Annotated in this window: 25 protein-coding genes; 9 read left to right on the plus strand and 16 right to left on the minus strand. The window is 72.8% G+C overall.

Annotated features, from left to right (window positions below; genetic code table 11):
- Positions 1 to 33 precede the first annotated feature (33 nt).
- The gene (locus tag AB0M99_RS14420) at positions 34 to 876 is read left to right on the plus strand and encodes an AraC family transcriptional regulator (RefSeq protein ID WP_365920066.1); all 843 of its coding nucleotides are present in this window, start codon (positions 34 to 36) and stop codon (positions 874 to 876) included.
- A gap of 28 nt (positions 877 to 904) precedes the next feature.
- Here the strand turns inward: AB0M99_RS14420 and AB0M99_RS14425 are convergent, their stop codons facing one another.
- The 6 genes from AB0M99_RS14425 to AB0M99_RS14450 form a co-directional block, all read right to left on the minus strand.
- Positions 905 to 1,531, minus strand: a complete 627-nt coding sequence (locus tag AB0M99_RS14425; RefSeq protein WP_365920068.1) for a class I SAM-dependent methyltransferase — start codon at positions 1,529 to 1,531, stop codon at positions 905 to 907.
- A gap of 26 nt (positions 1,532 to 1,557) precedes the next feature.
- The gene (locus AB0M99_RS14430; RefSeq protein WP_365920069.1) at positions 1,558 to 2,985 is read right to left on the minus strand and encodes a VWA domain-containing protein; all 1,428 of its coding nucleotides are present in this window, start codon (positions 2,983 to 2,985) and stop codon (positions 1,558 to 1,560) included.
- A gap of 24 nt (positions 2,986 to 3,009) precedes the next feature.
- On the minus strand, positions 3,010 to 6,450 hold the full coding sequence (locus tag AB0M99_RS14435; protein ID WP_365920071.1) for an endo-alpha-N-acetylgalactosaminidase family protein: 3,441 nt from the start codon (positions 6,448 to 6,450) through the stop codon (positions 3,010 to 3,012).
- 156 nt (positions 6,451 to 6,606) lie between these two features.
- Complete coding sequence (locus AB0M99_RS14440; protein WP_365920073.1) at positions 6,607 to 6,981, minus strand: YbjQ family protein; 375 nt, start codon at positions 6,979 to 6,981, stop codon at positions 6,607 to 6,609.
- Between the two features lie 51 nt (positions 6,982 to 7,032).
- A complete protein-coding gene (locus tag AB0M99_RS14445) occupies positions 7,033 to 7,761 on the minus strand; it encodes a response regulator transcription factor (RefSeq protein ID WP_365920075.1) in 729 nt (242 codons plus the stop codon).
- Positions 7,751 to 8,953 (minus strand): sensor histidine kinase, encoded by a 1,203-nt coding sequence (locus tag AB0M99_RS14450; protein ID WP_365920077.1) that lies wholly within the window; start codon positions 8,951 to 8,953, stop codon positions 7,751 to 7,753. The genes AB0M99_RS14445 and AB0M99_RS14450 overlap by 11 nt, the downstream gene beginning before the upstream one ends.
- Positions 8,954 to 9,830: 877 nt before the next feature.
- Here AB0M99_RS14450 and AB0M99_RS14455 point away from each other — a divergent pair.
- Positions 9,831 to 9,995 (plus strand): hypothetical protein, encoded by a 165-nt coding sequence (locus tag AB0M99_RS14455; RefSeq protein WP_365920079.1) that lies wholly within the window; start codon positions 9,831 to 9,833, stop codon positions 9,993 to 9,995.
- A 205-nt stretch (positions 9,996 to 10,200) separates the two neighbouring features.
- Positions 10,201 to 10,980: an SAM-dependent methyltransferase gene (locus AB0M99_RS14460; protein ID WP_365920081.1), complete on the plus strand. Its 780-nt coding sequence runs from the start codon at positions 10,201 to 10,203 to the stop codon at positions 10,978 to 10,980.
- Between the two features lie 51 nt (positions 10,981 to 11,031).
- Here AB0M99_RS14460 and AB0M99_RS14465 read toward each other — a convergent pair whose 3' ends face one another.
- Both AB0M99_RS14465 and AB0M99_RS14470 read right to left on the minus strand, forming a co-directional pair.
- Positions 11,032 to 11,940 (minus strand): helix-turn-helix transcriptional regulator, encoded by a 909-nt coding sequence (locus AB0M99_RS14465; RefSeq protein WP_365920083.1) that lies wholly within the window; start codon positions 11,938 to 11,940, stop codon positions 11,032 to 11,034.
- A gap of 91 nt (positions 11,941 to 12,031) precedes the next feature.
- Positions 12,032 to 12,262 carry a DUF397 domain-containing protein gene (locus tag AB0M99_RS14470; protein WP_365920085.1) on the minus strand — a complete coding sequence of 77 codons (231 nt, stop codon included), beginning with the start codon at positions 12,260 to 12,262 and terminating at the stop codon, positions 12,032 to 12,034.
- A 357-nt stretch (positions 12,263 to 12,619) separates the two neighbouring features.
- Between AB0M99_RS14470 and AB0M99_RS14475 the strand changes: the two genes are divergently transcribed.
- A complete protein-coding gene (locus tag AB0M99_RS14475) occupies positions 12,620 to 13,069 on the plus strand; it encodes an SH3 domain-containing protein (RefSeq protein WP_365920087.1) in 450 nt (149 codons plus the stop codon).
- 177 nt (positions 13,070 to 13,246) lie between these two features.
- Positions 13,247 to 13,912, plus strand: coding sequence for a hypothetical protein (locus tag AB0M99_RS14480; protein WP_365920089.1), 666 nt, complete (start codon positions 13,247 to 13,249; stop codon positions 13,910 to 13,912).
- Positions 13,913 to 13,939: 27 nt separating this feature from the next.
- Here the strand turns inward: AB0M99_RS14480 and AB0M99_RS14485 are convergent, their stop codons facing one another.
- The 4 genes from AB0M99_RS14485 to AB0M99_RS14500 form a co-directional block, all read right to left on the minus strand.
- Complete coding sequence (locus tag AB0M99_RS14485; RefSeq protein ID WP_365920091.1) at positions 13,940 to 14,881, minus strand: AAA family ATPase; 942 nt, start codon at positions 14,879 to 14,881, stop codon at positions 13,940 to 13,942.
- 3 nt (positions 14,882 to 14,884) lie between these two features.
- Positions 14,885 to 16,093 (minus strand): RNA ligase, encoded by a 1,209-nt coding sequence (locus AB0M99_RS14490; protein ID WP_365920093.1) that lies wholly within the window; start codon positions 16,091 to 16,093, stop codon positions 14,885 to 14,887.
- Between the two features lie 62 nt (positions 16,094 to 16,155).
- Positions 16,156 to 16,848 carry an epimerase gene (locus tag AB0M99_RS14495; RefSeq protein ID WP_365920095.1) on the minus strand — a complete coding sequence of 231 codons (693 nt, stop codon included), beginning with the start codon at positions 16,846 to 16,848 and terminating at the stop codon, positions 16,156 to 16,158.
- Positions 16,849 to 16,878: 30 nt separating this feature from the next.
- Complete coding sequence (locus tag AB0M99_RS14500) at positions 16,879 to 17,313, minus strand: VOC family protein (RefSeq protein WP_365920097.1); 435 nt, start codon at positions 17,311 to 17,313, stop codon at positions 16,879 to 16,881.
- Between the two features lie 73 nt (positions 17,314 to 17,386).
- Here AB0M99_RS14500 and AB0M99_RS14505 point away from each other — a divergent pair, with 73 nt between their 5' ends.
- Positions 17,387 to 18,100 (plus strand): YoaK family protein, encoded by a 714-nt coding sequence (locus AB0M99_RS14505; protein ID WP_365920099.1) that lies wholly within the window; start codon positions 17,387 to 17,389, stop codon positions 18,098 to 18,100.
- Here AB0M99_RS14505 and AB0M99_RS14510 read toward each other — a convergent pair.
- Positions 18,057 to 19,016, minus strand: coding sequence for a tellurite resistance/C4-dicarboxylate transporter family protein (locus AB0M99_RS14510; protein WP_365920161.1), 960 nt, complete (start codon positions 19,014 to 19,016; stop codon positions 18,057 to 18,059). The genes AB0M99_RS14505 and AB0M99_RS14510 overlap by 44 nt on opposite strands.
- A 47-nt stretch (positions 19,017 to 19,063) precedes the next feature.
- Entirely contained in the window at positions 19,064 to 19,477 is a 414-nt protein-coding gene (locus AB0M99_RS14515; RefSeq protein WP_365920101.1) for a hypothetical protein, read from the minus strand.
- 180 nt (positions 19,478 to 19,657) lie between these two features.
- On the opposite strand from AB0M99_RS14515, the gene AB0M99_RS14520 reads away from it, so the two are divergent.
- Genes AB0M99_RS14520 through AB0M99_RS14530 form a run of 3 tightly spaced genes read left to right on the plus strand, consistent with a single transcriptional unit; the run spans position 19,658 to position 21,935 of the window.
- Positions 19,658 to 20,293 (plus strand): ABC transporter ATP-binding protein, encoded by a 636-nt coding sequence (locus tag AB0M99_RS14520; RefSeq protein ID WP_365920103.1) that lies wholly within the window; start codon positions 19,658 to 19,660, stop codon positions 20,291 to 20,293.
- Positions 20,290 to 21,159 carry a metal ABC transporter permease gene (locus AB0M99_RS14525; RefSeq protein ID WP_365920105.1) on the plus strand — a complete coding sequence of 290 codons (870 nt, stop codon included), beginning with the start codon at positions 20,290 to 20,292 and terminating at the stop codon, positions 21,157 to 21,159. Before AB0M99_RS14520 ends, AB0M99_RS14525 begins: the two co-directional genes overlap by 4 nt.
- Positions 21,117 to 21,935 (plus strand): zinc ABC transporter substrate-binding protein, encoded by an 819-nt coding sequence (locus AB0M99_RS14530; protein WP_365920107.1) that lies wholly within the window; start codon positions 21,117 to 21,119, stop codon positions 21,933 to 21,935. The genes AB0M99_RS14525 and AB0M99_RS14530 overlap by 43 nt, the downstream gene beginning before the upstream one ends.
- Positions 21,936 to 22,105: 170 nt before the next feature.
- Here the strand turns inward: AB0M99_RS14530 and AB0M99_RS14535 are convergent, their stop codons facing one another.
- On the minus strand, positions 22,106 to 23,794 hold the full coding sequence (locus AB0M99_RS14535; protein WP_365920109.1) for a class I adenylate-forming enzyme family protein: 1,689 nt from the start codon (positions 23,792 to 23,794) through the stop codon (positions 22,106 to 22,108).
- Positions 23,791 to 25,662 (minus strand): CoA transferase, encoded by a 1,872-nt coding sequence (locus AB0M99_RS14540; protein WP_365920163.1) that lies wholly within the window; start codon positions 25,660 to 25,662, stop codon positions 23,791 to 23,793. The genes AB0M99_RS14535 and AB0M99_RS14540 overlap by 4 nt, the downstream gene beginning before the upstream one ends.
- Between the last annotated feature and the right edge of the window lie 83 nt (positions 25,663 to 25,745).

The raw sequence follows: 25,745 nt of genomic DNA on the forward strand, positions 1-25,745 counted from the left end.
AGGGCGCTCGGCCTTGTGGATCACAATCCGCAGATGGCAACGCCCCCGTACAGCAGTTGGATGCGGTACTTCTCGCCGACCGCCAACCACCGCCGGCTCGGCCTGGTCTGTCTCGGGGTGGGGGTGCAGCAGGGCGTGCTGCCCGTCGTCGGCCCCCGCGCGCTCGACCACCACGTCGCGGTGGTCGTCTCGGCCGGCCGCGGCTGGTTCAGCCACGCCGGCCGGCCCCCGCAGCCGGTGACCGCCCCGGCGCTGCTGTGGCTGGTGCCGGGGGTGGAGCACCACTACGGGCCGGATCGCGCGACCGGATGGGACGAGTGCTTCGTGGACTTCGCGGGCCCGAGCGTGGAGGCGTACACCGACCTCGGCTACATCACCCCGGACCGGCCGCTGGTGCCGCTGAGCGGGACCGCCGGGGTTAGGCACGTGGTCGACGGGATCGTACGGGCGGCCCGGCGCGGCGGACCGCTGCTGGAGGTGGAGGCCGCGGCGGCGGTCCACGGGCTGCTGGTCGCGCTGCGCTACGCCCGGTCCGAGGTGTCCCGGCACGGCGACGCGGTGATGGACACCCTGGCCCGGGACGCGCTGCTGCCGATCTCGGTGGCCGAGCACGCGGCGCAGCTCGGGATGCCGCTGCCCGAACTGCGCTGGGCGGTGCGGCGCAGTACCGGCGAGGGGGTCAAGGAGTACCTGCTCGGCATCCGGCTGAGCCGGGCGAAGGAGCTGCTGGCCCGCACCGACCTGCCGGTCGCCGGGATCGCCCGGCGGGTCGGCTACGAGGATCCCGCCTACTTCAGCAGGCTGTTCAGCCGCCGCGTGGGCATGGCCCCGGTCCGGTTCCGCGCCCAGCAGTCGGCACGCGGGCCGGGCCGGTGACCGGGCGGGTGCCCGCCCGGCGCCCGTGTCAGGGCCGGCGCGCGAGGCAGAGCAGGTGCTCCTCCGGGTCGCCCTGGCCGCCGTGGGGGCGGAAGGCCCGCGTGTGGTGTTCCAGCACTTCGAGGCCCGCGGTCTCCAGTACGGCCAGGTGGTCCTCCGTGGAGAGGCTGCTGACGGTGATCCGGTGGCCCATCCACTCGATGTCGAGGTTGCGGATGTCGCCCGGCACGGTGGCCAGGACGAAGTACCCGCCCGGTGCGACCCAGGACGCCATCCGCCGCAGCGCCCCGGCCACCTCCGGCTGGTCCATCATCAGCAGCGCGAAGAAGGCGCACACCGCGTCGAAGCCGTCCTCCTCGGGCGTGTACGTGCGCACGTCGGCCTGCTCGAAGCGCGCCCCCGGCACCCGGGCGCGCGCGAGGGCGACCATCTCCCGCGAGACGTCGATGCCGGTCACCGAGCAGCCCGCCCCGGCCAGGGTCTCGGCGGTGGGCCGGCCCGTGCCACTGCCCACGTCCAGCACCCGGGCTCCGCGCGGCAGTCTCGCGGTGAGCCAGTCCAGGGCCTCCAACCGCGCGGGGACTTCGCCGAACGCCTCCTCGTAGCGCCCGGCGAGCGCGTCGAACACCTCGGCCGCGGAACTGTGATCGCTCATCCGGTCTTCTCCTCCACCAGCGCGCGTCAACGCAGGATGCCCGCCTGGCGGGCGGCGCGGATCCAGGACGGGAACTCCGACAGGAGCCGGTCGTACAGCTCGGGGTCGGAGAGGGTCTCGATGTCGTCGACCGCGAAGAAGCCCACGTTGTCGACGCGGCGGCCGGGCAGCGTGTCGAAGCGTTCGAGCACCCCGTAGTCGGCCCGGCCGAGGCCGATGAACTGCCAGAACAGCGGTTCCTCCACGGCCGCGCGCAGCTCCCGCTCGATCGCGTCGTTGCGGTAGACGCCGCCGTCGGAGAAGAAGAGCACCAGGGTCGGGTCCGGGACGGGATGGTCACGGACGTAGGCGCGGACCTGCGCGATGACCTTCTGCTCCTCGTTGCCGATGCCGACCGTGCGCATGTCGAGCTGGCCCGGGACCAGCCCCTTGGGCGGCCTGCGGCGGCCGAACAGGCTCATCTCGCCGACGCGCACGTGCAGGCGCAGCCACTCGGGCAGTTCGGCGATCACGAGGTCGGGGAGGCGCGCGGGACTGGAGGCGAAGGTCCAGGCCTGCATCTGGCCGTCGTCGTCGAGCTGGGCCGCCACCGCGGCCATCCGCTCGGCCACGCCCGCGACGGTGCCGCGCCGGTAGTGGAAGGCCATCGAGCCCGAGGCGTCGAGCACAAGGATGACGCGGGCGGTGAGGGATCCCACCCCGTGCTTGCTCAGGCTGACCGCGACCTGCTGTTTGCGCAGCGACAGGCGGGCGCGCACCTCGGTGGGCAGCAGTTCCTCGCCCTTGGTCAGCCGGACGGCTGTGGGAGCGGGGGCCGCCGCCGAGGCAGGGGCCGCCGCCGGGGCAGGGACCGAGGGCGGGGCAGGGACCGAGGGCGGGGCAGGGACCGAGGGCGGCACCGGCACCGGCACCGTGCGCGGGACCGCGACCGGAGCCGGCGCCTCGTCCACGCTGATGCCGTAGTCCGTCGCCAGGCCCGCCAGCCCGTCGGCGTAACCCTGTCCGACGGCCCGGAACTTCCAGGCCCCGGACCGCCGGTACAGCTCGCCGCTCACGTACGCCTTCTCCGGGCCCGCCGCCATGTCGAACCGGACCAGCTCGGCCCCGGACACCGCGTCGAGCAGGAGCAGGTGCAGCCCGGGCACCTGCCCGAAGGAGCCGCCGTCCGCCGAGGCGCAGAGCACGACGCGCTCGATGCCGGGCTCGACCGCGCCGAGGTCGACGGCGATCGTGTCGGCGCCGGGCCGCTTGCCCTGGTGGGTCACGGAACCGGACGCGTGCCGGGGCTGGTTGTAGAACACGAAGTCGGCATCGGAACGGACGCGCCCGTCGCCGCCCAGCAGCAGCGCGGACGCGTCCACGTCGGGGACTCCGGGCCCCGCCGACCAGCCGAGCACGGCCCGGACGGCGGTTGCCCCGATCGGCAGGTTGGCGCCCTTGCTCAGTGAGGTCACGGCGACCAGTCTGCCCGTCGGACCCTACGGCCGGTAGCCGATGTTCAGTTCTGCCACCGAGGTCCACGCATTGCCGCCCACCTCCCTCGTGGCCCTGAGCTTCACGTACCGGGCGGTCCTGGCGGTGAAGGAGACGTCCTGCTGGGCGGCGCTGTCCGCGAAGGTGCCGGAGGCCGCCGCGGTCCCCCAGGTGACGCCGTCGGCCGAGGTGAAGACCTGGTAGTCGGCGATGCGCCCGTTGCTCTGCGTCTGCCGGGGCAGGTAGTGCAGGTCGGAGACGTTGTACGAGGCTCCGAGGTCGAGGGTGATCTCGTGCGGCATCGGCGCGGTGGCCGCGTACCACTGGGTGTGCCAGATGGTGGCGCTGTCGCCGTCCAGGACGTTGGCGGCGCTGCCGTTCTCGCCGGCGGTCTCCTGGCTGTCGACCGCCTTAACGCTCATCTGGCCCTGCGGGACGAGGACTTCTCCGCCGCCCACCGGTCCGAGATCGTCGACGGCGAGGTCGTCGAGGATGAGGTCGGCCTCGTTGTGCGAGTCCTCGGCGGTCACCTTCCGTACGCCGATCCAGGCGTCGGCCCCGGCGGTGAACGTCTTGGTGAAGGTGGTGGCCGTACGCGCCTGGTTCAGGGCGGTGGCGGTCTCGGTGCTGCCGGAGCCGGTGATGAACTGGTAGTCGCCGCTGAAGCCGTTCTCGTAACTGAAGGCGACCTTGTACGCGTGCCCCTGCGTCAGCCGCAGCGTCTGCGGGAGGGTGCGGTAGACGAGCCCGCTGCGCTCCTCGTGGGACTTGAGCGAGTTCTGCCCGGTGATGACGTCGTCGACCAGTTTGCCGCTCCACCCGGCCTGTGTGTACGGGGCGTTGCGCTGGGCGATGTGGGTGCGCGGGTCGGTGGCCGAGCCGCCGGCGCCGCCGAAGACGAAGGGGCCCCAGCCGGCGTCGACGTTCTCGAAGTCCTCGGTGAACCAGTGGCCGCCGAGCGGAGTGCGGGCCGAGCGGACCACTTGTACGTCGTCCAGGTGGACGGTGCCGGGTCCGGCGGCCGAGGACAGTCGGAGCGTGGCGGCGGACTGGCCGGGGGGCACGTCGAAGAGGACCTTCATGCGCTGCATCTTCGTGCCGTTCTTCTCGCTGCCGCCGAGGTTGTTGGTCAGCGGTGAGGAGTCGGCGTACACGGAGGCGGCGCTGCCCCCGGCCGGGGTGACGGTGAGGGTGGCCGCCCGGCCCGTGGGGGTGGAGACCCAGACGGAGGCGGCGTAGGTGCCGGGGGTGAGGCCGGTGAGCTGCTGGGAGACGGCGGGGGCGGTGCCGGCGGCCATGGTGAGCTCGCTCTGGCCCTGGGCGTTGCGGGTGACGGCGGCTCCGGCGCCGGTGACGGTCCAGGCGGCGAGGTTGCCCGCGTAGAAGGACGGGTCCTTCAGCGGGGTGCCCTCGCCCCACTTGGGGTCGGGCTGGACGGGTGCGGCACCGTTGGTGACGACGTACGCGGTGCGCGCGGTGGCGTTGACGGTGACCTGGCCGCCCGAGCCGACGGTGAGGTCGCCGACCGACTGGCGGCCGGTGTCGGTCAGTTTGTAGAGCTTGGGTGCGCTCCAGCCGGCGGGCAGGGTCCAGGTGGTGGAGCCCCCGGCCTCGTTCCAGTGGTAGAGCTTGCCGTCGCGCGGGAGCAGGAAGCTGGTGCCGTTCAGTACGGTCCGGCCGCCGGTGGTGATCTTGCGGGTGCCGCCGGTGGTGGTGACGGAGGTGCCGTTGGCGAGGGTGACCGTGTCGGCGGTCCACTTCACGATCGGTGATTCCTGGAGGTACTTGGTCGGCAGGTTGGTGGCGAAGGTGGTGTTGAGGAAGGCGGTGAAGTCCTTCTTGCCCTGCCAGCCCTCGTACGCGGTGACCTCGGCGCCGCCCAGCAGCGGGTTGCGGGCGATCCAGTCGTCCTTGGCGTGGTTCGCGATGAAGCGGGCGATGCCCGAGTTGATGCCCTTCAGGTCGCTGCCGCCGTAGTTGACGTCCGTGGCCCAGTGGTGCCAGAGGGACTGCTCGGTGAGGGTGTTGGGGAACTCGGTTGCCAACTGGAGTCCCAGGCCGCCGATTTCGCGCTGGAGCTTGCGCGATACGTACCCGTCCCCGTACCAGACGTCCACGTAGAGGAAGTCGAGGCCGGGGGCCGCGGCCTTGAGGTCCTGGAGTCGCTTCAGGCGCTGCCCGGACTGGCCGTCCTTCCTGGTGTCCACGTAGTAGGACTGGTCGAGCCAGTCCCAGCCGAGGCCGCCGCTCTGGTGCGCCGGGTCGAAGGTGGCCGAGACCGGGTACTCCTCGGTGGCGTTGATGTGCACCCCGAAGTCCGCGTTGTAGGCGTGGCCCGCGGTGGTGAGGGCGTTCAGGCCGGCGGCGCCGCCCAGTTTGGCGCCGATGTTCTTGTAGTCCATGTGGGCCGAGTCGTGGCCCTCGGAGGCGTACCCCTTGAGCAGCACGAACTGGCCGAGGCCGTCGGTGGCGAGGCTGACCCGCTTGGTCTCGTCAAGGGTCTGCGCGAAGGGGTGCGTGGCTTCGGAGGCGAAGTTGAAGGGGATGCGCTGCACGACGCGGTCGGGGGTCTGCTGCCAGCCCGTGGGCGGGGTCCAGATGTCGCGGTAGGCGATGGCCGCGTCCTGCCAGTCCACGGTGGAGTCGGCGTTGCGGTCGGCCGTGATCGCGACCCGGGCGTAGGGCAGCGGCTCGGTGTCGCTGTCCGCGGCGCCGGAGGCGCGGTAGAGCCAGGCTCCGCTCCACAGGCCGGCGCGGCGGTAGCCGCCCTTGTCGGTGACCCGCTTGCTGATCCGGCCGTTCTCGCGGGCGGTGCCGCCCGAGGGGGCGTCGTAGAGGGAGTTGGAATCGACTGCGGCGGCCAGCTTGGCGGTGTTGGCGAGGCCGTGCATCACCGTCACGGCGGCGGGGTCCACGGGGGTGTTCGCCTTGAGGGTGGTGAAGGTGTCACCGGTGCCGGTGGTGGCGGTGTGCATGTTCGCCGTGGCCAGCGCGGCGCCCGGCTGGTCGCTGCGGACGCTGACGAGGTTGTGGTCGGGTATCGCGAGGCTGCGCACGCGCAGCGCGGCGGTGTCCTCGATGGCGGTCACCTTGAACTCGACGACCGAACCCGCCACCGAGAGCCGGGACCTGATGGTCACCCCGGAGAAGGACAGGGCGTAGTCCACGCCGGAGGCGGCGGCGGTCGAGGTCACCGCGGGGGTGTAGGTCGTCCCGTTGACGACGATCGCGCCGATGGTGTCCTCGTTGCCGTTCAGCACGTCCCCCGTGGCTCTGCGGGTGTAGCTGATGACGCGGGGGAAGCCGCTGTCCACGCTGACGGACAGTTCGGGCGAGGTGATCGTCACGGGTGCGGCCGCCGCGGCGGGGGCGGCGGGCGTGGCCACGACCAGGGTGGCGACGAGACCGGCCACCGCGGCTGCGGCCGGCCAGAGGGGGGTGCGCATCGAGCCTCCGGGAATCGGCGCTTCCTTGGCGGAGGACCGCACGGCTCGAAGGCACGGGCGGTCCGCTCACTGACCTGACAGCTTGCGGACCGCGGCACGGCAGGCCCATGGACAAAGCGGAGCGCCGTCCTGGACTTACGTGGTGGGGGCGGGGTCTCAGGGGGAGGCGGGCACCAGCACGACGGCCGTCCCGTACGCGCACACCTCGGTCCCGACGTCGGCCGCTTCCGTGACGTCGAAGCGCATCATCAGCACGGCGTTCGCGCCGCGCGCCTTCGCCTGTTCGATGAGCCGCTCCATGGCCTGGTTGCGGGTCTCGACGAGGGTCTTGGTGAGGCCCTTGAGCTCTCCGCCGATCATCGACTTCAGGCCCGCGCCGATCTGGCTGCCCAGGTGGCGGGAGCGCACGGTGAGGCCGAAGACCTCACCGATCACCCGCTCGACGTGGTAGCCGGGGACGTCGTTGGTCGTCACGACCAGTACGCCGGTCTGCTCGGCGCCGGGGCCGCCGCCGTAGTCTTCGATACCCATGGACCCACTGTGGTGCCGCCCGCGGCCGCGCGCATCCGCTGGGCTCCGCGGTCACGGCATTCGGGCGGCGACACCGAACTCGTGCGCCACGACCACGGCCTGGGCGCGGCTGGACAGTCCGAGCTTGCTCATGCAGCGGTGTACGTGGGTCTTGACGGTGGCGGCGCTGAGGACGAGCCGGCCGGCGATGTCGGCGTTGGACAGACCGGCTCCGACCAGGCCCAGCACCTCGCGTTCGCGCGGGGTCAGTGCGTCCAGGCCCGGGTGCGGGACGCGGGCGACCGGGGCGGCGCAGGTGTCGATGAGTCCGCGCAGGGCGCCGGGGCTGAAGAGCATCTCGCCCGCGTGCACGGTGGCGACGGCGGCGAGCAGGCGGTCGGGCGGGGTGTCCTTGAGGAGGAACCCCGCGGCCCCGACCCTGAGGGCCCGCAGGACGTACTCGTCGGAGTCGAAGGTGGTCAGCACGAGCACCTTGATCCGCGGGCCGACGGCCCCGGCTCCGGCCCCGCCTCCGGCCTCCGCCTCGGCGAGGATCCGTTCGGTGGCGGCGATCCCGTCGGTGCCGGGCATCCGGATGTCCATGAGCACGACGTCGGGCCGGGTCTCGGCGGCGAGCCGTACCGCCTCCTCGCCGTCCCCGGCCTCGCCCACGACCTCGAAGCCGGGCGCGGCGGTGAGCAGTGCGGTCAGCCCGGACCGGATCAGGAACTGGTCGTCGACGACGAGCACGCGCAGCACGGCGGCCGCCGGGGCAGCGGACCCCGTCCCCTCAGGCACCATGGCCGGCCGCCCGGGGCACGGGGACGCGCAGGCTGACCTCGAAGCCGCCCCCGGGGGCGGGCTCGGCGGTCACCGTGCCGTGGTAGATCGTCGCCCGCTCGCGCATGCCGATGAGGCCCTGGCCGGTGGAGGCCGACGCGGCGCCCGGGGCGCGCACGGGCGCCGTCCGGCCCGGCCCGTCGTCCTTGACCCGTACGCGGACCTCGCCCTCGCCGTAGTGCACGCGGACTGTGGTGCGCGCGGCCGGGGCGTGCTTGATCACGTTCGTGAGCGCCTCCTGCACCACGCGGTACGCGCACAGGTCGATCCCGGGCGGGAGGTCGTACGCCGTACCCGTGACCCGCACGTCCACCGGGACGCCCGCCTCCGCCACCCGTTTGACCAGCTCGTCGAGCTTTCCGATGCCGCCGGTCCCGGGGGGCGTCCGCGCGTCGGGCGCCGGGTCCTCCTCGCGGAGCACGACCAGCATCCTGCGCATCTCGGCGAGGGCCTCGTGGGCGCTGTCCCCGATGGTGTCCAGGGCCCGGCGGGCGGTCGGCGGGTCGGAGGAGAACACGTACCCGGCGAGACCGGTCTGGATGGAGATCACCGAGACGTGGTGGGCGATCACGTCGTGGAGCTCGCGGGCGATCTGGATGCGTTCCTCCATGACGGCCCGCCGGGCCTTCTCCTCCTGCTCCAGGCGGAGCCGGCGGGTGAGGTCGCGCAGCCGCCGGGAGCCGTCGCCGGCCACCCAGCAGACGATGGTGGAGACGGTCACGAAGCCCACGCTGAGCGGTCCGATCCCCGGCTCGGCGAGCCGGGTGCCCCACAGCAGTACGAGGAGTGCGCCCGCCGCGGCCCGGTAGGAGACCCGGCGGGGGCGCAGAGAGGCGACCGTGTAGAGGGCGAGGAGCATGCCGCAGACGGCAGGCACGTGGTAGTAGCCGAGGGTGAAGTACGTCCCGATGCAGAGGCCGGTGCTCACCAGGACGGTGACGGGGAACAGCCGGCGCAGGGCGAGCGGAAGGTAGACCGCGGCGAGCAGCCCGTAGGCGAGCGCGTCGGTGTCCCGCCAGTAGCCGCTGGGGTCGGGCCAGTTGCGGAGCATGGTGGAGGAGATCCAGAGCGACCCGACGGCGTACACGATCTCACCGGCGACCGGTAGCACGGCGCGGATCCGGACCACCGCCGGATGTTCGGACAACTGCACGTCAACCCCCTCCTGTACACCCCTGGTTGTACAGGGTTACCGCCCGTGGGGGTAGGCGGGGTTCAACCTGTGGATGGGCGAGGCCGGAGCGGTCCCGGCCGTAGATTTCACCGCGCCGGCCCCAACCGGCAGCGGCCCAGTCCCCCCGGGGCCCGCCGCGCGGCCGTGCCCGTTCGGGGGCGGGCACGGCCCCGTCACCTCCCGGGCGTTCCGCCCTGAGCGTAGACGCGGGCGTTCACCCATTGATGCGTCTGTTTCACGGCCGCGCTCCTGTTGCACGGGCGGGCCGGGGCGCACGGGAGCCGCCCGGACCGTCCGGTCGCAAACACGTCCGGCGAACCGTCATACGTACCGAACGCCCGACTCAGCTGCTCACATCTCCGGCCGAGCCGTGCCGAATTCACGGATGCGACGCAGCAACTTTCCCATCTGCACGTGCATCTGCGGATGCGGCGGCATTTCGGCCGTCGAAATGGGCTGTCAATTGCAGCTACTTCAATCATTGACGATCACAAGTGAACCCGACACAACGGGGTTAGCGGGAAATCGGGCATTACCGAGCGCCTCACTTGCATGCGGGAGACGTTGCATGAAAGGGAGCCTCGAAGGGATGAATAGAGCAGGACGCGAATTGATCCGGAGTGACTGTAGGATCGCCGCATCACGCAATGGCAGACGGCCAGTTGCGTGGTGGTCCCGGGTTGCAGCCCGGGACCACCCGACAGACCGGGCACCTACAGAAAGGCACACGATGGCCTGCGGAAAGGAACGGGTTGGCCACGCAAGCGACCCCGAACCTCGCCCCAGCATTATCCCTGACCCTCCCCGTCGGGAAACCTCCGCCGACGACAGGAACAAGGCACGCTTCTGGTCGACGGTGATCGTCGCGCTCTACCTCGTGGGCGCGGCGGCCCTGGTGATCCGCCATCCGCGGGCGGAGCCGACCGTCCCGCTGCTGACCGCACTGGCGGCCGCGATCGGCACGGTCTGCTTCCTGTCCTTCCTGCGGTTCCTGCGCCGTCGCCGGCGTCGGCAGTCCTGACATCCCCAGTGGGGGCGGCGCCTCACCCGCCCCCACCGCACTCGCGCCGCTCGCGCCGTCCGTGCACCAGAACCCCCGTACGAGTGATTGGCCCGCCCCGGGTCGACTCCCTACCATGGGCCGTTCACCACACCGCCGAACCTCTGACCAAGGTGGGCCCACGGACATGGACTCAGGGCAGGATTCCCGCATTCCCCAAATTGACATGCACACCCCGAGCGTGGCCCGGATGTACGACTGGCTCCTCGGCGGGGTGGAGAACTACGACAGCGACCGCCGGGCCTGTGCCGCGCTGCTGAAGATCGCCCCCAGCACCCAGCTCCTGGCCCGCAACAACCGGGCCTTCCTGCGCCGGATCGTCCGCATCCTCGTCGAGGACTACGGGATCCGCCAGTTCCTGGACCACGGGTCCGGCCTGCCCACCCAGGACAATGTGCACGAGGTCGCGCAGCGGGCCCACCCGGACTGCAAGGTCGCCTACGTCGACAACGACCCCATGGTCCTCGCGCACGCCCTGACCACGCTGCACGAGAACCCGGGCACGCTCGTCATCCCCAAGGACATGCGCCTGACCCGGGAGATCCGTGAGGAGACCGAGGGGTTCCTCGACTGGAAGCAGCCCATCGCCGCCCTGTTCGTCTCGGTCCTGCACTGCCTGCCGGACGCGGAGGACGACACCGGTCCCGCGGCGGTCGTGCGGAACACGGCCGAACTGCTGCCGCCGGGCAGCTTCATGGTGATCTGCCAGCTCGTCAGCGAGGACCCGGTCGTACGGGAAGACGTCACCCGGCTCATGGACGTCACCACGCACGGCAACTGGGGCCGGGTCCGGGAACCGCACGAGGTGCGCCGGTACTTCGACGGCCTGCGGATCCTCGAACCCGGCCTGGTGGACGTAGTGGACTGGCGGCCGGACACCCCGCCCCCGCCCCCGGGCAACCGGCCCACGGACTGGGTCGAGTGGGGCGGAGTGGGCCGGCTCTGACCGGGACGGCTCTGACCGGGCCCGCCGGCCCGACGCCGCCGGCCCGCCGCCCTATTCGAAGCGGCTCTTCGCCGCTTCGATCAGGGCCCGGCTGTGGTCCCTGGACTCCGCCGCCTGCCGCAGCTTCGTGAGGGCGTTGCGGTAGTCGTCCAGGGCCCGCGGCCGGGTCACGTAGGTCGCGCTGCTGATGTGCTCCACGTACGCCAGCTCGGACTGCTCGGGGTCGCCGAACTTCAGGTGCATGATCGGGTACGGCGGCGTGGCGCTGTAGGCGCGGGACATCATGAGTACTCGTATGTTCACCTTGGCGACTCCGCACGCCTCCAGCAGATGGTCCAGCTGGTCGCGCATCACCTCGTGCTCGCCGTACCGGCGGTAGAGGATGCCCTCCTCCAGCAGGACGGTGACGCGCGGCAGCGGGCCCTCCATGAGCCGCAGCTGCCGCTGGCGGCGCAGTTCGACCACGCGCGCGATCTCGTCGGGATGGGCACTGGGCATGGCGGCCTCGACCATGCACCGGGCGTAGTCGGTGGTCTGGAGGATCCCGGGGACGACGAGGTTCTCGTAGACGCAGATCTCCTCCGCGTCGCCCTCCATCTGGATCAGGCGCTTGAGGAAGTCGGGCGTCACGTCGCTGAACTGCTCGTACCACTCGGAGGTCCGGCCGAGTTCGAGGAGCCGCTCGATCATCCACATCTCGTCGGCGTTGGCGCCGTAGTGGCGGGCCAGGTCGAGGACGTCCCGGCGCTTCGGCGGGCTCTCGCCGCGCTCCAACCTGCTGATCTTCGACACCGATCCGCGGATGACGGGAGCCACGTGCCGCAGCGTGAGACCCCGGGCCTCCCGCAGGGCCCGCAGCTCCTGGCCCAGCATGCGGTCGGCCGCCGCCCGTCCCGGCTCCTTGCCCATGGGCAGGACGCAGGCTCCGGGGTCGGGCAGCGGCTCGGGGAGGGCAGGCATACAAACTCCAATATGACTGAGGAAGTTGTCAGTCACCACAATGGGGCTTGAATGCATACCCTCCAAGCTTTGGCCTGAGGTCAGGCCGCCATCAGGTCAGTTGATCGAATTCAGAACGCTTGACGCCGTCGATGAAGGCCTCGACCTCCGCGGCCGTGAACAGCAGCGCCGGCCCGTCCGGGAAGCGCGAGTTGCGCATCGCCGCGCCACCGCCGGCCAGCCCGGCGACCTCCACACAGTTTCCGTTGCCCACGCTGGCGGTGCTCTTCACCCAGACCGCACCGGGGATTTCACTGGCGGCCATGCCATTGGTCAACTGCATGATTCGACCTCTCCCTTGCCCGACACGCATGATCGTGCAATCCCATATGGGATTGCACGACAACCACTTGCGAGAATGCTAGCTACGCAGAGCGAGCCCGGGAGTCCCCCGAAAGGGGGCTCGGATTTCAGCCTCCTCATATCATCGGAGATTGACTCGTATCGACCGGACTGTCGACCGGATCGCAATTCCGAGTGCCATACGAAACACCTATCATTGGGCAAATCGGGCTAATGGGCGGTGAGTCAACCGGTCGGCGCCGCCGCCCCTCGCCATAGTCGTCCGTGGCGACCGTCAGGTCGCCGCCCCGGGCCGCACGCCGCGGCCGGGTGGATGTCTTCATAGAGGAGCCGGCTCATGCTGAAGCCCACCAGGACCGTCCTCGCCCTCGCCGCCGGAAGCCTGGTGCTCGGCCTGGCGGGAGCGGGCGCCGCCGTCGCCGACGAGGAGCCGATGCCCGACATGCCGGGGCACGAGAGCGTCGTGGCCGACGACGAGCCCAACGGGGAAAACGGGGAGAACGGGTACGGACACGCCCTCGGCGTGGTCGTCTCGCACGGCAAGCTGAACGTCCGCAGCCGGCCGAGCACCTACGCGTACAAGGTCGGCGTGGTGTACCCGCACCAGAAGCTCGAGATCGAGTGCAAGAAGCGCGGCGAGCGGGTCGGCGGAAACGACCTCTGGTACCGCCTGGACGGCAAGGACGACATGAACGGCGAGCCGAAGACGGCCGCCAAGAACGATGAGGACCGCTGGGTCGCGGCCCGCTACGTCAAGAACGTCACCCACGTGAAGTGGTGCTACTGACCTGCACGAACGACCGCTGAACCGGCCGTCCGGCGCCCCGCGGGGCGCCGGACGGTCCGGCTTGTGCCCACATAAGCCGCCTACCGGACAAGCGGGTGGAGCCGACGCTCCCCGGCAGGTAGACAAGCGGTGTACCCGCAGGCAGACGGCCCGCGGGCGGAATGAAGGACAGACCACGTGCCGCTCATAGGACGCCCCCGCCAGTCGGCCACCCTCGCGATGCTCGCGGCCGCCGGATCCGTCCTGATCGGCTGCTCCTCGACACCGGACCGCACCACCGACGCGGCCGCATCCCCGTCGGCCGTCCCCGCGCCCGCATCCTCCTCGGCCACCGCGCAGCCGACCGCGACCCCGTCCACCGGGACCGGGGGCACCACCGGCCCGCAGTCGGCCAGGACCTGGCCGGACGTGAGCGCCGTCATCATGCAGTGGCGCAACCAGCCGCGCGGGACCGCGGCCCCCGACGCGGAGGCGGTCCACGCCAAGTCCGTCGGCCTGCTCAACGACGCAGAGAGCCGCTACGGTTCCGACACCGGCTCCAAGTGCTGGCCGCAGCGCGCCACCTCGCTCACCCCGGCCTGCGCCGGCAATGCCGCCAAGGCCGCCGAGACCGCCAGGACCTCGCTGTCGTGGATCGCCCACGAGGACCCGCGCACCTTCACCACCCTGCGCGCCCACGCCGACAAGGTCATCAAGGCCGCGGAGACCTACGCCTCCCGATCCTGCGCCGACGCGCCCGCCGCGGCGGGCGAGCGCGAAGCCTGCTGGGAGGCCGGCCACACCGTCGCCCAGGCCTACGGCCGGCTGCGCGACGGGTTCAACGCCGGCCTCCAGGCCCGGTGAACCGGCTTGTGACCCGGCCCGGCCGGGTCAGAAGTCGCCGTAGTTGACCTGCCAGGTGGCCAGGCCCATCCGGCGCCAGATCGCGACCACGCGGTCCCGGTCGTCCAGCGAGACCCGGACCGCGTAGCGGTCGCGCACATGGGCGTTGAACAGCTCCGCCTTCACGATGTCGTCGCGGCGCGTGTCCCCGGCGGGGCGCATCCACAGCTCGTCGTACGGGACTTCGTTCCGCAGCAGCCAGGCCTCCGTCTGCTGCCGGAACTCCTCGCCCCGGCCGGAAAGCAGCACGATCGTGTCCCCGTCGGCACGCTTGAAGGCGCCAAGGGCGTCGCGCACCGGTGTGTTCAGCAGGTCGATCTCGCAGCGCGAGAAGTCGTACGGGTTGCGCTCGCCGGTCAGCGCGAGCGTGCCGTCGATGTCGCACATCACCGCCGCGGGCAGCGCCGGGTCGGCCACGTACGGGGACACGTCCGGCTGCTCGTTGAGCCACTCGGCCGTGAGCCGCCAGCCGCCCTTCCTGGCCTTGGCGTGCTTGTCGGCGAGTATCCGGATGATCTCCTCGCCGACCTGGCGCTCGCGCGCCGCGTCGCGGCGCAGGCACTCCTCCACGGGCACGTCGGTGAAGTCGTGCACGACGAAGGTCGCCCGGCCGGCGACTGCCGCCTTGAGCCGCTTGGGGATGTGCGAGGTCAGGTGCGTGTTGTCGACGACCACGTCGAAGCCGCCGTCGACGGCCGCGCGGACCGCCTCGTCCTGGATCTCCAGCACGGTCTGCTCGTGCCGGTAGGACCGGCCGCGCTCGGGGTCCGGCACGTCAAGCATGGCCCTCAGATCGTCGAGGTTGACGCGGCGCATGCGGCCGGCGGCCTCGGCCTGGAGGGCGCGCGCGGCGGTCGTCTTCCCGGAGGCCGGCAACCCCGTCATGACGTGCACCACCGGGAGTACGGGGGTTACGGGGACTTCGGACACTGGTCAGTTCTCCTCATCGGTCGTGTACGGGTCGGATGTTTCGGGTCGTACCTGCCGCCATACGACGAGCTCGGTCGGCCGGGCGTCCAGGCGCAGGAACAGCGCGGCGCGGATCTCCCGGTCGGGCAGTTCCTTGGCGGCGCGCGCGAACGCGCCCCGGTCGTCGGCCAGGTGGGCGATCTCGGCGTACGCCGCGTCGATGGCGCGCTCGCGCTCCGCGGCCTCGCCTTCGAGCCGCTCGATCACCGAGCGCACCCAGGTGTCGAACTCGTCGGGCACCTGCTCCAGCAGCGCGTCGAGCGGCTTGCCGCCCGAGGCCTCGATGTCGGCGACCGTGCAGTTCAGGCCCTGGGCCAGCTGCTTGGCGGGCAGGCCGGCGAACCGCTGGATGCCGTGGCTGCGCCAGATGTCCCGCTCGGTGACGGCGGTGAGGACCCGGTGCAGTCGTACGTACTCGGACAGCTTGGCCTTCGCGCGCACCCCGGAGGCGAACCGCAGCACGAAGCCCTCGGCGTCGGTCCCGCGGGCGTTCGCGCCGTCCGGCAGGGTGTTGGACTCGGCCAGCGCGATCAGCTCCTCGATCGGCATGGCGGGCCATACGGTGACGACCGAGCCGATCCCCTGCCAGTGGGCCGCCGCCTCGGCGAGCGGGACCTCGGTGGCGTCGGCGCCGAAGGCCGCGAGCAGGACGAGGTCCCGCCGGTCGCCGTAGTCGACGACGATGCGGTTCTGCGGGTAGAGGATCTCCGCGAGGTACGTGGTGCCGGGCACCAGGGCGCCCGTGTCGCGGCCGTCGAGGAGGCGCTGCGCCCAGGTGGCCTGCGCGCTGATGAAGGAACCCTTGGACGCGACGCGCCACCGGCCCGCGTAGTGGAAGACCACGGCGAGGCTGCCGTCGACCTTGTCGTACACCTCGAACGGCTCGTCCGGCAGGGCGGGCGCGTACGGCTGACCGGACTCGTGCTCGCCGACGTTGAAGAACTTCGGCAGCGGCAGGGCGACCACGGCGCCGGTGGCGTCGTCGGCGACGAGACCTCGGCAGCGCGTGGTGACCTCGTTCCAGACGCGCTCGTACTGGGCCGTCCGCGTGTAGGTGTAGATGGACAGCGGCAGCTCGGGGTGCGACTTGCGGGTCACGTATCCGGCGTCGATGGCCTCGGCCAGCGCCTGCGCGGGCATCAGGTCGTGCAGAGTCAGGCGGTCCTGGCTCATGGGGTCCCTCCCGGTTCGAGATGGCTCATTCTCACCCGTGGAAGGGACCGCCTGGAACTGAATTACCCCTGGTCGCGGCCGCCGGAGGCGATCCGGTTGATGTCGCGCGGGCGCAGGACGCGCCCGTGCGCCGCGGCGTCGGCGCCCGGTCCCGCGACGGCGATCATGGCGCGGCCGATGGCCTCGGTCGTGATGACGAGGTTCGGGGCGATGCGGCGCAGCACCGGGAAGAGCGGTGCGGTCAGCGCGTACGCGGTGCGGTAGAGCCTGGTCTTGGACGGAATTCCGCGGTCGGGCTGCACGATGCCGGGGCGGAACATGTAGGCCCGGAAGTCCAGTTCCAGCAGGTCGTTCTCGGTCCGGCCCTTGACCCGGGCCCACATGGAGCGGCCGCGCTCGGTGCTGTCGGTGCCCTCGCCGGAGACGTAGGCGAAGGTGAGCCGCGGGTTGGCGGCGGCGAGGGGGCGGGCGACCGCGAGGGTCAGGTCGTGGGTGACGCGACGGTAGGCGTCCTCCTTCATGCCGACGGAGGAGACGCCGAGGCAGAAGAAGCAGGCGTCGTACGAGGCCAGGTCCAGGTCCGGTGCCGAGAGGTCGGACACGTCGGCCTGGACCAGCTCGCGCAGTTTGGGGTGGGTGACGGCGAGCGGGGTGCGGCCGACGGCCAGCACGCTTTCGACGGTGTCGTCGCGCAGGCACTCGCGCAGTACGCCCCGGCCGATCATTCCGGTCGCGCCGAAGAGGATGACGTTCACGCGGCCCACACTATGCGTCGAGGTGCCCGGTCAGTGGGAGACGCAGAGCTCGTTGCCCTCCGGGTCGGCGATGGTGGTCCACACGGAGGGGCCCTGTCGGCCCTCGTGGAGGTACTTCGCGCCCTTGGCGAGCAGCCGTTCGACGACGTCCCGGGGGTCGTCGTCGCCGGTGCGGACGTCCAAGTGGACGCGGTTCTTGACAGTCTTGGGTTCCGTGATCAGCTGGAACAGGATGCGCGGAGCCCGCTCCAGGCCTTCCGGGTGGCGGATCGCGGCGCCGACCTTCCAGACCAGCACGCCGCGGTGGGTGGTGGTGTCCTCCTCGCCGGCGTGCCCGGCGGCGATCAGGCCCCGGATGAACGCCTCGTCACTGGGCTCCACTTCCCAGCCCAGGGCGTCAGCCCACCAGTCCGCGAGCGGGTGCGGGTCGGCGGAGTCGATCGTCACCTGGAACGTGTAGGCCATGGCGGAACCCTACTCGGGCGACACGCGCGCCGCGCGTCCGCCGGGATCCGGCCACCGTGGTACGACGGTCCGCATGACGTCCACCGGAGGGCGCAGAGTGCTGCGGCCGCTCGCCGCGCTGCTCTTTCCGCCGGGCCCCGACGGCGCGTCCCAGCCGTACGGGGTGCTGCCGCCGCTGCTGGTCGTACTCACCTTCGTCAGCGGGCTGGTCGACGCGGTCAGCTATCTCGGGCTCGACCACGTCTTCGTCGCCAACATGACGGGCAATGTGGTCTTCCTCGGCTTCGCGCTCGCCGGGGACCGCCAGTTGTCCGTCGCCGCCTCCCTGCTGGCGCTCGCCGCCTTCTCGGTGGGGGCCGCGGCCGCCGGTCGCCTGCGGCGTGCCGCGGAGGCGTCCCGGATGTTCGAGCCGCTGATGGCGGTCCAGGCCGTACTGGTGAGCGGTGCGCTGGCCCTGGCCGCGGGCGGCGCGGGACGGCTGCCCGTCGTCGGCCTGCTGGCGCTGGGCATGGGCCTGCAGAACGCCGTGGTGCACCGGCTCGCCGTACCCGACCTGACCACCACGGTCCTCACCCGGACGCTGACCGGGCTGGCCGCCGACCCGTGGGGGCCGGCCGCGGTACGCCGGATCGTGTCGGTCGCGGCCCTGCTGCTGGGGGCGCTGGCCGGGGGTCTGCTGACGTTGGGCCCCGGGTCGCGCTGGGCACTGGCGGCGGCCGTGGTGCTGCTGGCCTGGGTGGCGCTCATGGGCCTGCGGGCGGGCGCCGCGCCGAGCGGCCGGTCGTGAGCAGCGCGCCGAAGGTCAGCAGCCAGGCGGCGACGGCGATCCACAACAGCACCTCGCCGAGCGGCCGCAGCGGGCCGACCCCGGTGGGGGCTGCGGCGGAGAGGCAGGCCGTGGCGGTCATGCCGAGCGGGAAGACGGTGGCCCAGCGCCGGATGTCGTAGTGCGGGCGCGGCCGCAGGATCTCGGCGGCGAGCAGGACCGCGTACCAGGCGAGGGCAAGTCCGAGCGTCACCAGGGTGGCGGTACGCAGTGCCGTGTGCGCGGAACCCTCCCAGACGGGTGACGCGGTGAGCTTGGATCCGGCGAGGGCGCAGATGGACAGTGCCCCGCCCGCCACCCAGTGGTCGCCCGCGCCGGTCAGCACCTCGCGGAAGTCGAAGCGTACGAGGGCCTCGGCGTACAGCAGCAGCCCGAGGAGGAAGGCGGCCAGCGCCGCCCGTGCGAGCCATTCGCGGCCGGTGGCGGCGGCCAGTGTGCCCGCCAGGACGGCGAGCCCCTGGGTGGCCACGCAGACGAGGAAGGCCGCCCCGGGCACCCGCCGCTGCCAGTGCCGCAGGACGTGGAGCAGCAGTCCGGGCCAGAGTGCGGCGGAGAGCGCGAGCAGCGCGGCGGCGGCCTGCTGCCGGCCGAGCAGGGACAGCCGGGCGCCGAGCACGGTCGTGGCCGCGACGGCGGTGAGGGCGGCCGGGGTGTCGGCCTCGGCGCGGAACCGTCGGCGGTCGCCGAGCAGCCGGTAGCCGAAGTCGGCGGCGAGCAGGACCCACAGCGCCCCGGCACCGGCGAGCGCCACGAGCGAGGGTCCTTCGAGTCCGATGAGGTGGAGGCCGATGGAGATGATGCCGGCGGCCATGACGGCGGCGCCCGCGGCCGGGGGCAGCCCGGCCCACCAGCGGCCGACCGGACCCTGCCGGACCACGGCGCGCCGGCCCGGTGGCCCGGTCGGGTCGGCGCCGGGCTGCGGGGTCACACCAGGCCGTCCGGGTCGCAGCTCTCCCGGGTCAGGCCGATCGTCCGCAGGGCGTGCATCAGGCCGTCGGCATCGCCGTCGCGGACGATGTGGACGGCTCCGTCGACGGCGAGCCCGGCCAGGCCCGCCAGTGCGGCGGCCTCCGCCGTGGCCGTCGTACGCAGGACGACCCCGCTCGGGGGGTCCAGGGCGCGCACCCCGTGGAAGACGCCGAGCGCTCCGGGATCCGCGTCGAGGGCGCCGGGCACGGCGAGGACGGTGACGTCGGGGAGCAGGACCCGGGCGTGCGCGAGGGCCACGGCGGGCTCGGCGGCGTGCGAGATGACCCGGAAGTGCGGGTTGCTCTGGATGCGCGACCGCAGCCGCTCCAGTTCCTCGCCCTCCGGCACGCCCACCACCAGTACCGTCATCACAGTCCCCCATCCTCCGCCGCCCCGCCGTCCTCGGCCAGCGGGGCCGTCGGCGCGCGCCCGTCGGCGAGGGCCCGACGGGCCCGGGGAGAAAAGGTCCGGGCTCCGGAACCCGCAGGGGCCGCCGTACGACTCCTACCCCGTGCGGACGGCGGGCTACGGAGTGCGGAAGGGCGTGGGATGGGCGGGCTGGACATTCGGATGCGGGGGGTGGGCTGCCGGCACGGGCGGGTCGAGGCCGTCGCCGGGGTGGACCTGGAGATCGCCGCGGGTGAGCGCGTCGCGCTGACCGGGACCAACGGCTGCGGCAAGACCACGCTGCTGCGCGCCGTCCTCGGACTGCACCGGCAGGTGAGCGGCACGATCCTGGTCGGCGGCCGCGGCACCGGTTCGGCGGCCGACTGGGCCTGGCGGCGGCGCGCCTGCGCGTGGATCCCGCAGAAGCCCGCGGTCGGCCGGTTCCCGCTGCTCGGGAAGGAACTGCTGGCCTCCGGGGCGGCGCCGGCGGAGGCCGCCGAAGCCGCGGACCGGCTGGGGGTGGGGCGGCTGACCGGCCGGCCCCTGCACACCCTCTCCGGCGGCCAGTTGCAGCGGATGTACCTCGCCCGGGCGATCGGCTGCGTCGCCGCCGGGGCCGAGGTGCTGCTCGCCGACGAGCCCACCGCCGCCCTCGACTTCGACGGTCAGGAGGAGGCCGCCGACGTACTGGCCTCGCTGCCCGTGACCCTCGTCGTCGTCACCCACGACCGGGCACTCGCCGAACGCTGCGACCGCGTACTGGAGATGGCCGCCGGCCGGCTGCGGGAGGTCCGGTGAACACCCTGGCCACCGCCGACGTCGGGGAGCTGCTGCGACTGCTCCCCGTGCAACGGGCCGGGGTGGCACTGCTGTTGGCGGCGATCGGTCTTCCGGTGATCGGTGTGGTCATCGTCGGTCTCGACATCATGCCGGTGCGCTTCGCGATGATGCACGTCGCGCTGCTGGGCATCGCCGTGGGCCTGCTGACCGGTCTCGACCCGATGCTGTGCGCCCTGTTGGCCTGCGCCCTGGCCGGCGCGGGCGTGGCGCCGCTGGCCCGGACACCGGACGGCCTGTCCGGCGCGATGGGTCTGCTGATGAGCCTGGCCATCGCTGCGGCGCTGCTGCTGCTCGCCGTGTCCGGGGTCAACGCGTCCGGCGCGTTCGCGCTGTTGTGGGGTTCGATCCTGTCGGTGGGCAACGCCGATCTGGTGGTGCTCGGGGCCCTCGCCGTCCTCGTGCCGGCCCTGTTCTGGTGGCGGCGGCGCGAGGTGGCACTGCTGTTGTACGACCGGGAGCTCGCGCAGTGTTCCGGCGTACCGGTCCAGGCGCTGACGGCGGTGCTGCTGGTGCTGGTCGCGGTGGCCGTCGCGGGTGCTATCAAGCTCACCGGCGCCCTGCTGGTGGACGCGCTGACCCTGCTCCCGGCCCTGGCCGCACGCCGGTTGGGCACCTCGCTGCGGTCGATCACCGGGTGGGCGGTCGCCATCGGCGTCGCCGTGAACCTGGTCGGCTTCCTCACCGCACTCTGGCTGGACTGGCCGCCCGGGCCCGTCCTCGTCCTCACCGCGGGGGCGGTCGTCCTCGTGGTCCACATCCTCCCCGAACGGAGAATCAGCTCATGGCGCGTACCCGCGTCCGATTCGCTTCCCTCCTCGCGCTGAGCGCGGCCATGGCCCTCGCCCTGGTCACCGGCTGCGGCGACGAGGGGGACGGCGGCGACGGCAAGGCACCGGTGGCAGCGGCGAAGGACGGCCGCAAGCCGGTGGTCGTCGTCACCACCACCTGGGAGGGCGGCTTCGCCAAGGCCGCCGGGGCCGAGGACGTCAAGGTGATCGTGCCCCAGTCGGTGCACCATGCGCCGGACTACGATCCCAAGCCGTCCGACCTCGCCGCCGTCGGCAAGGCCGACTTCGTGCTGTACGCGCCCTTCGAACCGTACGCGGCGAAGATCAAGGAGGCCGCCGGGTCCAAGGCGCAGCTGGTGGAGGTGAACCTCGACAACGACCCCGACAAGGTCAAGGCCGAAGTGGCCCGGCTGGGCAAGCTGTTCGGCACCGGCGAGGCCGCCGCGCGCTGGACCGCCTCCTTCGACACCGAGTACGCGATGCTCTCGCAGGACGTGCGCGCCGGCTGGCCCGGCGGTCGCAGCCCGGTGGTCGTCAGCCAGGTCTTCACGGCGTGGTCCGCGAAGCTGGCCGGCGCCACCACGGTCGGTACGTACGGCCCGGAGGCGGTCACCCCGGCGCAGTTGGCGGAACTGTCCGCGAAGAAGCCGGCCCTGGTCCTGGACAACGCGCACATGTCCACCGGGACCGTCCTGCCCGACTCGGGCGCCAAGCAGGTCGCGATCGTCAACTACCCGGAGAAGGACCTCGACTTGCTGCCGGTGTACCGAAATGCCGCCACCGGGCTGCTGAAGGCCATGACGGGGTCCTGAGGACGGCGTGACTTCCGCCTCCTGAAGGCGGCGGGCGGCAGGCGGCAGGCGGCAGGCGGCAGGCGGCAGGCGGCGGGGTGATCCGATCGTGGATCGCCCCGCCGCCGTCGTGCGTCCGGCTGCCGGGGGGCAGCCGGGCCTCCGGCTACCCGGCTACCCGGCTGTCCGGCCTACGCGGTCACCGTGACGCGGCCCGCCGGCGGCGCGGCGGCGAGGCGCTCGCGCAGGGCCGTACGGTCGGGCTTGCCGGCCGGGGTCAGCGGGATCCGCTCCAGCAGCAGCAGGCGCTCGGGGTGCTTGCGCCGCTCCAGGCCGCGCAGCCCGAGGTGTTCGCCGAGCGAGTCCAGGGTGGGCGCCTCGGGGCCGCGGGGTACCACGCAGGCCGCGAGCCGTTCGCCCATCACCTCGTCCGGTACGCCGACGCACACCACGTCGCGCACGCGGGGGTCGGAGGCGAGCTCCCGTTCCACCTCGGCGGGGCTGATGTTGGCGCCGCCGCGGATGACGATGTCCTTGAGGCGGCCCACGACGTGCAGGAGCCCGGACCGGTCGATCCGGCCGAGGTCGCCCGTGCGGACCCAGCCGTCGGGGGTGCGGTAGCGGGCGTCCAGCTCGGGGGAACCGACGTAGCACATGGGGGTCATGGGGCCGCGCGCGGTGATCTCGCCGGTCTCGCCGTCCGGGAGCGCCCGTCCCGTCCCGGTGTCGGCGATGCGGATGTCGGTGACGCGCGGGTCGGGGCGCCCGACGACGATGCCCGCGCCGTCGGGGACCTCTTCGGCGGCCGTGTCCGAACTGCCGAGCCCGGTATGGCAGTTGACCCCGTCGGCCGACCCGTAGAGGTTGACGACCGGGCAGCCGAAGGCGCGTCCGGCCTGCTCGGCGGTGGTTTCGTCGAGGGCGGAGCCGCCGAGTATCAGGGCGGTGGGGGCCGGCAGTCGGCCGCGCTCCGCCTCGTCCGGACCGTCCAGGAGGTCGAGCATCATGCGCACCATCGTGGGGACGCCGAGGACGTGCGTCGGGGCGTGCTCGCGGATCGCTGCGAGGGCCGCCTCCGGGGTGAAGTGGTCCAGGAGGACGAGGGTTCCGCCGTGGCGGGCGAGGGTGACGGCGGTGCCGCTGGAGCCGAAGGCCGAGCCGAGCGGTACGAGGAAGAGCGCGCGCGGCGGGGTCGCGTCGGGCATGAGCGAGGCGAGGAAGTTGCCTCGGCCTCCGGCGAGCGCGTTGTGCGAGTACGCGATCATCTTCGGCTCCGCCTCCGAGCCGGAGGACACCAGGATGCGGGCGGCGCTGTCGGGGTCGGGGCGGGCGGCGACGAAGGCGGCCGGATCGGAGCGCAGCAGCCCCGTCAGCGGAATCGTTCCTGCGGGTGCGGTTCCCGGCCCGGCGGCGATGACGTGGCGCAGCGCGGGCAGGCCGGCCGTCAGCGCGTGCAGGTCGGCGGCGTGCCGGTTCCCGCGGTGTTCGACGGACGCGATGACGGCGACGGCCTCGGCTCTGCCCAGCAGGGACTCGGCCTCCAGGCCGCCCCGGCCGACGGGGAAGGGCAGCGCCACCGCGCCGATCGCGGCCAGGGCCAGGTCGGCGATGACGGCCGTGCGTCCGTTGGGGAGTTGTACGCCGACCACGTCGCCGGGGCGTACGCCGAGCTGCGCGAGCCCGGTGGCCAGGCATCGCACCTTGCGGTCCAGGGCGGTGTAGCAGAGCGCCCCCTTGGAATCGAGTACGGCGGTGCGGTGCAGGTCGGAGATCTGGCGGGCCCGGAAGAGGCTGTAGAGGTCGAGATCGGGACAGGAGCCGTCGACCGCCCAGGAGCGGCGCAGGCCCGTGGGCAGCAGATCGTGCAGTGCGACGGTCATGTGAAGCTCCAGGGGTCGGGAACGGCGGGGGCACCGTGCGCGTCCCGGCTGATCGAGCCGGTGAAGCGCGGGTCGTGGAGCAGGTCGGCCGGATCGGCCGTGACGGCGGTGGCGGCGATCCCCTGCGTGCGCAGCCGGGACAGCGCCTCGCCGGTGGTCAGGGAGCGCAGGCCGTGGGCGGCGGCGGCCGCCGCACCGGCATCGGTGTCGGCGGGGGCGACCCAGCCGTCGGCGGTGCGCAGGGGCCGGCGGAAGCCGGCCGGGCGGCGCGGGTCCCGCCCCTCACGCACCCGCCGCAGGGCGGGGGCGATCAGGACGTCGGAGGCGCCCAACAGCGAGGAGTCGACGCGGGCGCCCCGCCCGGTGCGTTCACGCGTCAGCAGCCCGGCGAGCACCGCCTCGGCGCCGAGCAGTCCGCCCAGGACGTCCAGCAGGGTCATCAGGGACGGCGCGGGCACCTCGTCGCGCGGGCGTACGGCTTCGCCGACTCCGGTGCGGGCCTGGACCATGAAGTCCGTGCCCATCGGGGTGTCGGACAGCCGGCCCGCGCCCGTCGCCGCGCCCCAGTCTCCGGTGTACGCGTAGACGAGCGCCGGGTTCACGGCGGCCAGGTCGGTGTGGTCGAGGCCCAGTTCGGCCGCCTTGCCGGGGGCCCAGTTGTGCAGGAACACGTCGGCCCCGGCGGCCATGTCGAGGAGCAGGCGCCGCTCGGCGGGGGACTTGATGTCCACCTCCACGGCCCGTTTGCCCCGGTTCAGCGCGAGCCAGCGGGCGGAGATGCCGGAGCAGGCGGGGGGCATGCCGCGCAGCGGGTCGCCGCCCGGGGGCTCGATACGGACGACGTCGGCGCCGAGCAGGCCCAGCAGGTGCGCGGCCAGGGGCGCCTGGATGCGCCGGCCGGCCTCCAGCACGGTCAGTCCCGCCAGGGGCTTCGCCGGGGTGGGCCCCGCCTTCGGCGTCGGACCCGTCCCCGGGCCCGCCCCGGGGGTGCGGTGGCCGGGGCCTGCTGTCGGCGGCCCGTTCGGGGCCACGGACCAGGGGGCGGCTCCGTCGTGCTCGGCGGCGCGCTGGGCCAGGGTCCGCAGGCGGCAGACCTCGGCGCCGGAGCGGGCCGCGGCCTGCCGCAGGCGCTGCCAGGGGTGGGCCCGCGCGGTGTCGTGCAGGGCCTGCGGGAAGGGTGCGCAGGCGGTGGCGTAGCGGAACTGGAAGGGCCGCCACCCGGCCCGTATCGCGTCGGCCGGGGCGTCGAGGGCCCGCCAGAACTCGGCCCACGCCCCCGGGTCCAGGGTTTCGAGCTCGAAGAGGGTGCCGTCGGAGGATGTGAACGGCGGTCCTCCGGAGGCGAGTTCGGCCGCTTCGCCCTCGTCGGCGCCGGATGCGGCGAGGTACTGCGAGACCGCCAGCAGACCGGCCCGGTCGGCGCTCGTCTCCACCCGGGCGGCCGCTTCCCCGCCCCGGGCCCGGCCGAGCAGCCCGGCGAGGAGGCCCTGCGTGGTGAGCACGGCCGCCGCGGTGGCGGCGTAGTCGGCGGCCAGGCCGCGCGGTTCGCCGTCCCGGCGGCCGTGGACCGCCATGATGCCGGTGGCGGCCTGCGCGGTGGCCTCGTCGGTGATTCCGCTCGCCGGGTCCGCCGCCCAGCTCAGGCGGGCTTCCTGGGGGTCGTGGCCCTGCCCGGCCAGGGTGATCCGCGCGGTGTGCGGGTCGATGTCGGGGGCCTCCTCGGGATCTGCGGACCTCGGGGCGGGGCCGGCTCCGAGGAGTGCGAGGTGCCCGGTGACGAGGCCGGTCAGTGCGGACGGGCCCGAGACCGCCACGTGCAGCCCGCCGAGCGGCCGGACGGCGGTCGGCGCGGTGACTGGTGACGCCATGCCTCTCCTCTTCTCCTTGCGGATCTTCTGCTTGCGGGTCTTCTGCTTGCGGGTCTTCTTGCTGCGGAACTCGGGAACCAGGC

The sequence above is a fragment of the Streptomyces sp. NPDC051183 genome (genome assembly GCF_040682455.1).
Lineage (GTDB): Bacteria > Actinomycetota > Actinomycetes > Streptomycetales > Streptomycetaceae > Streptomyces.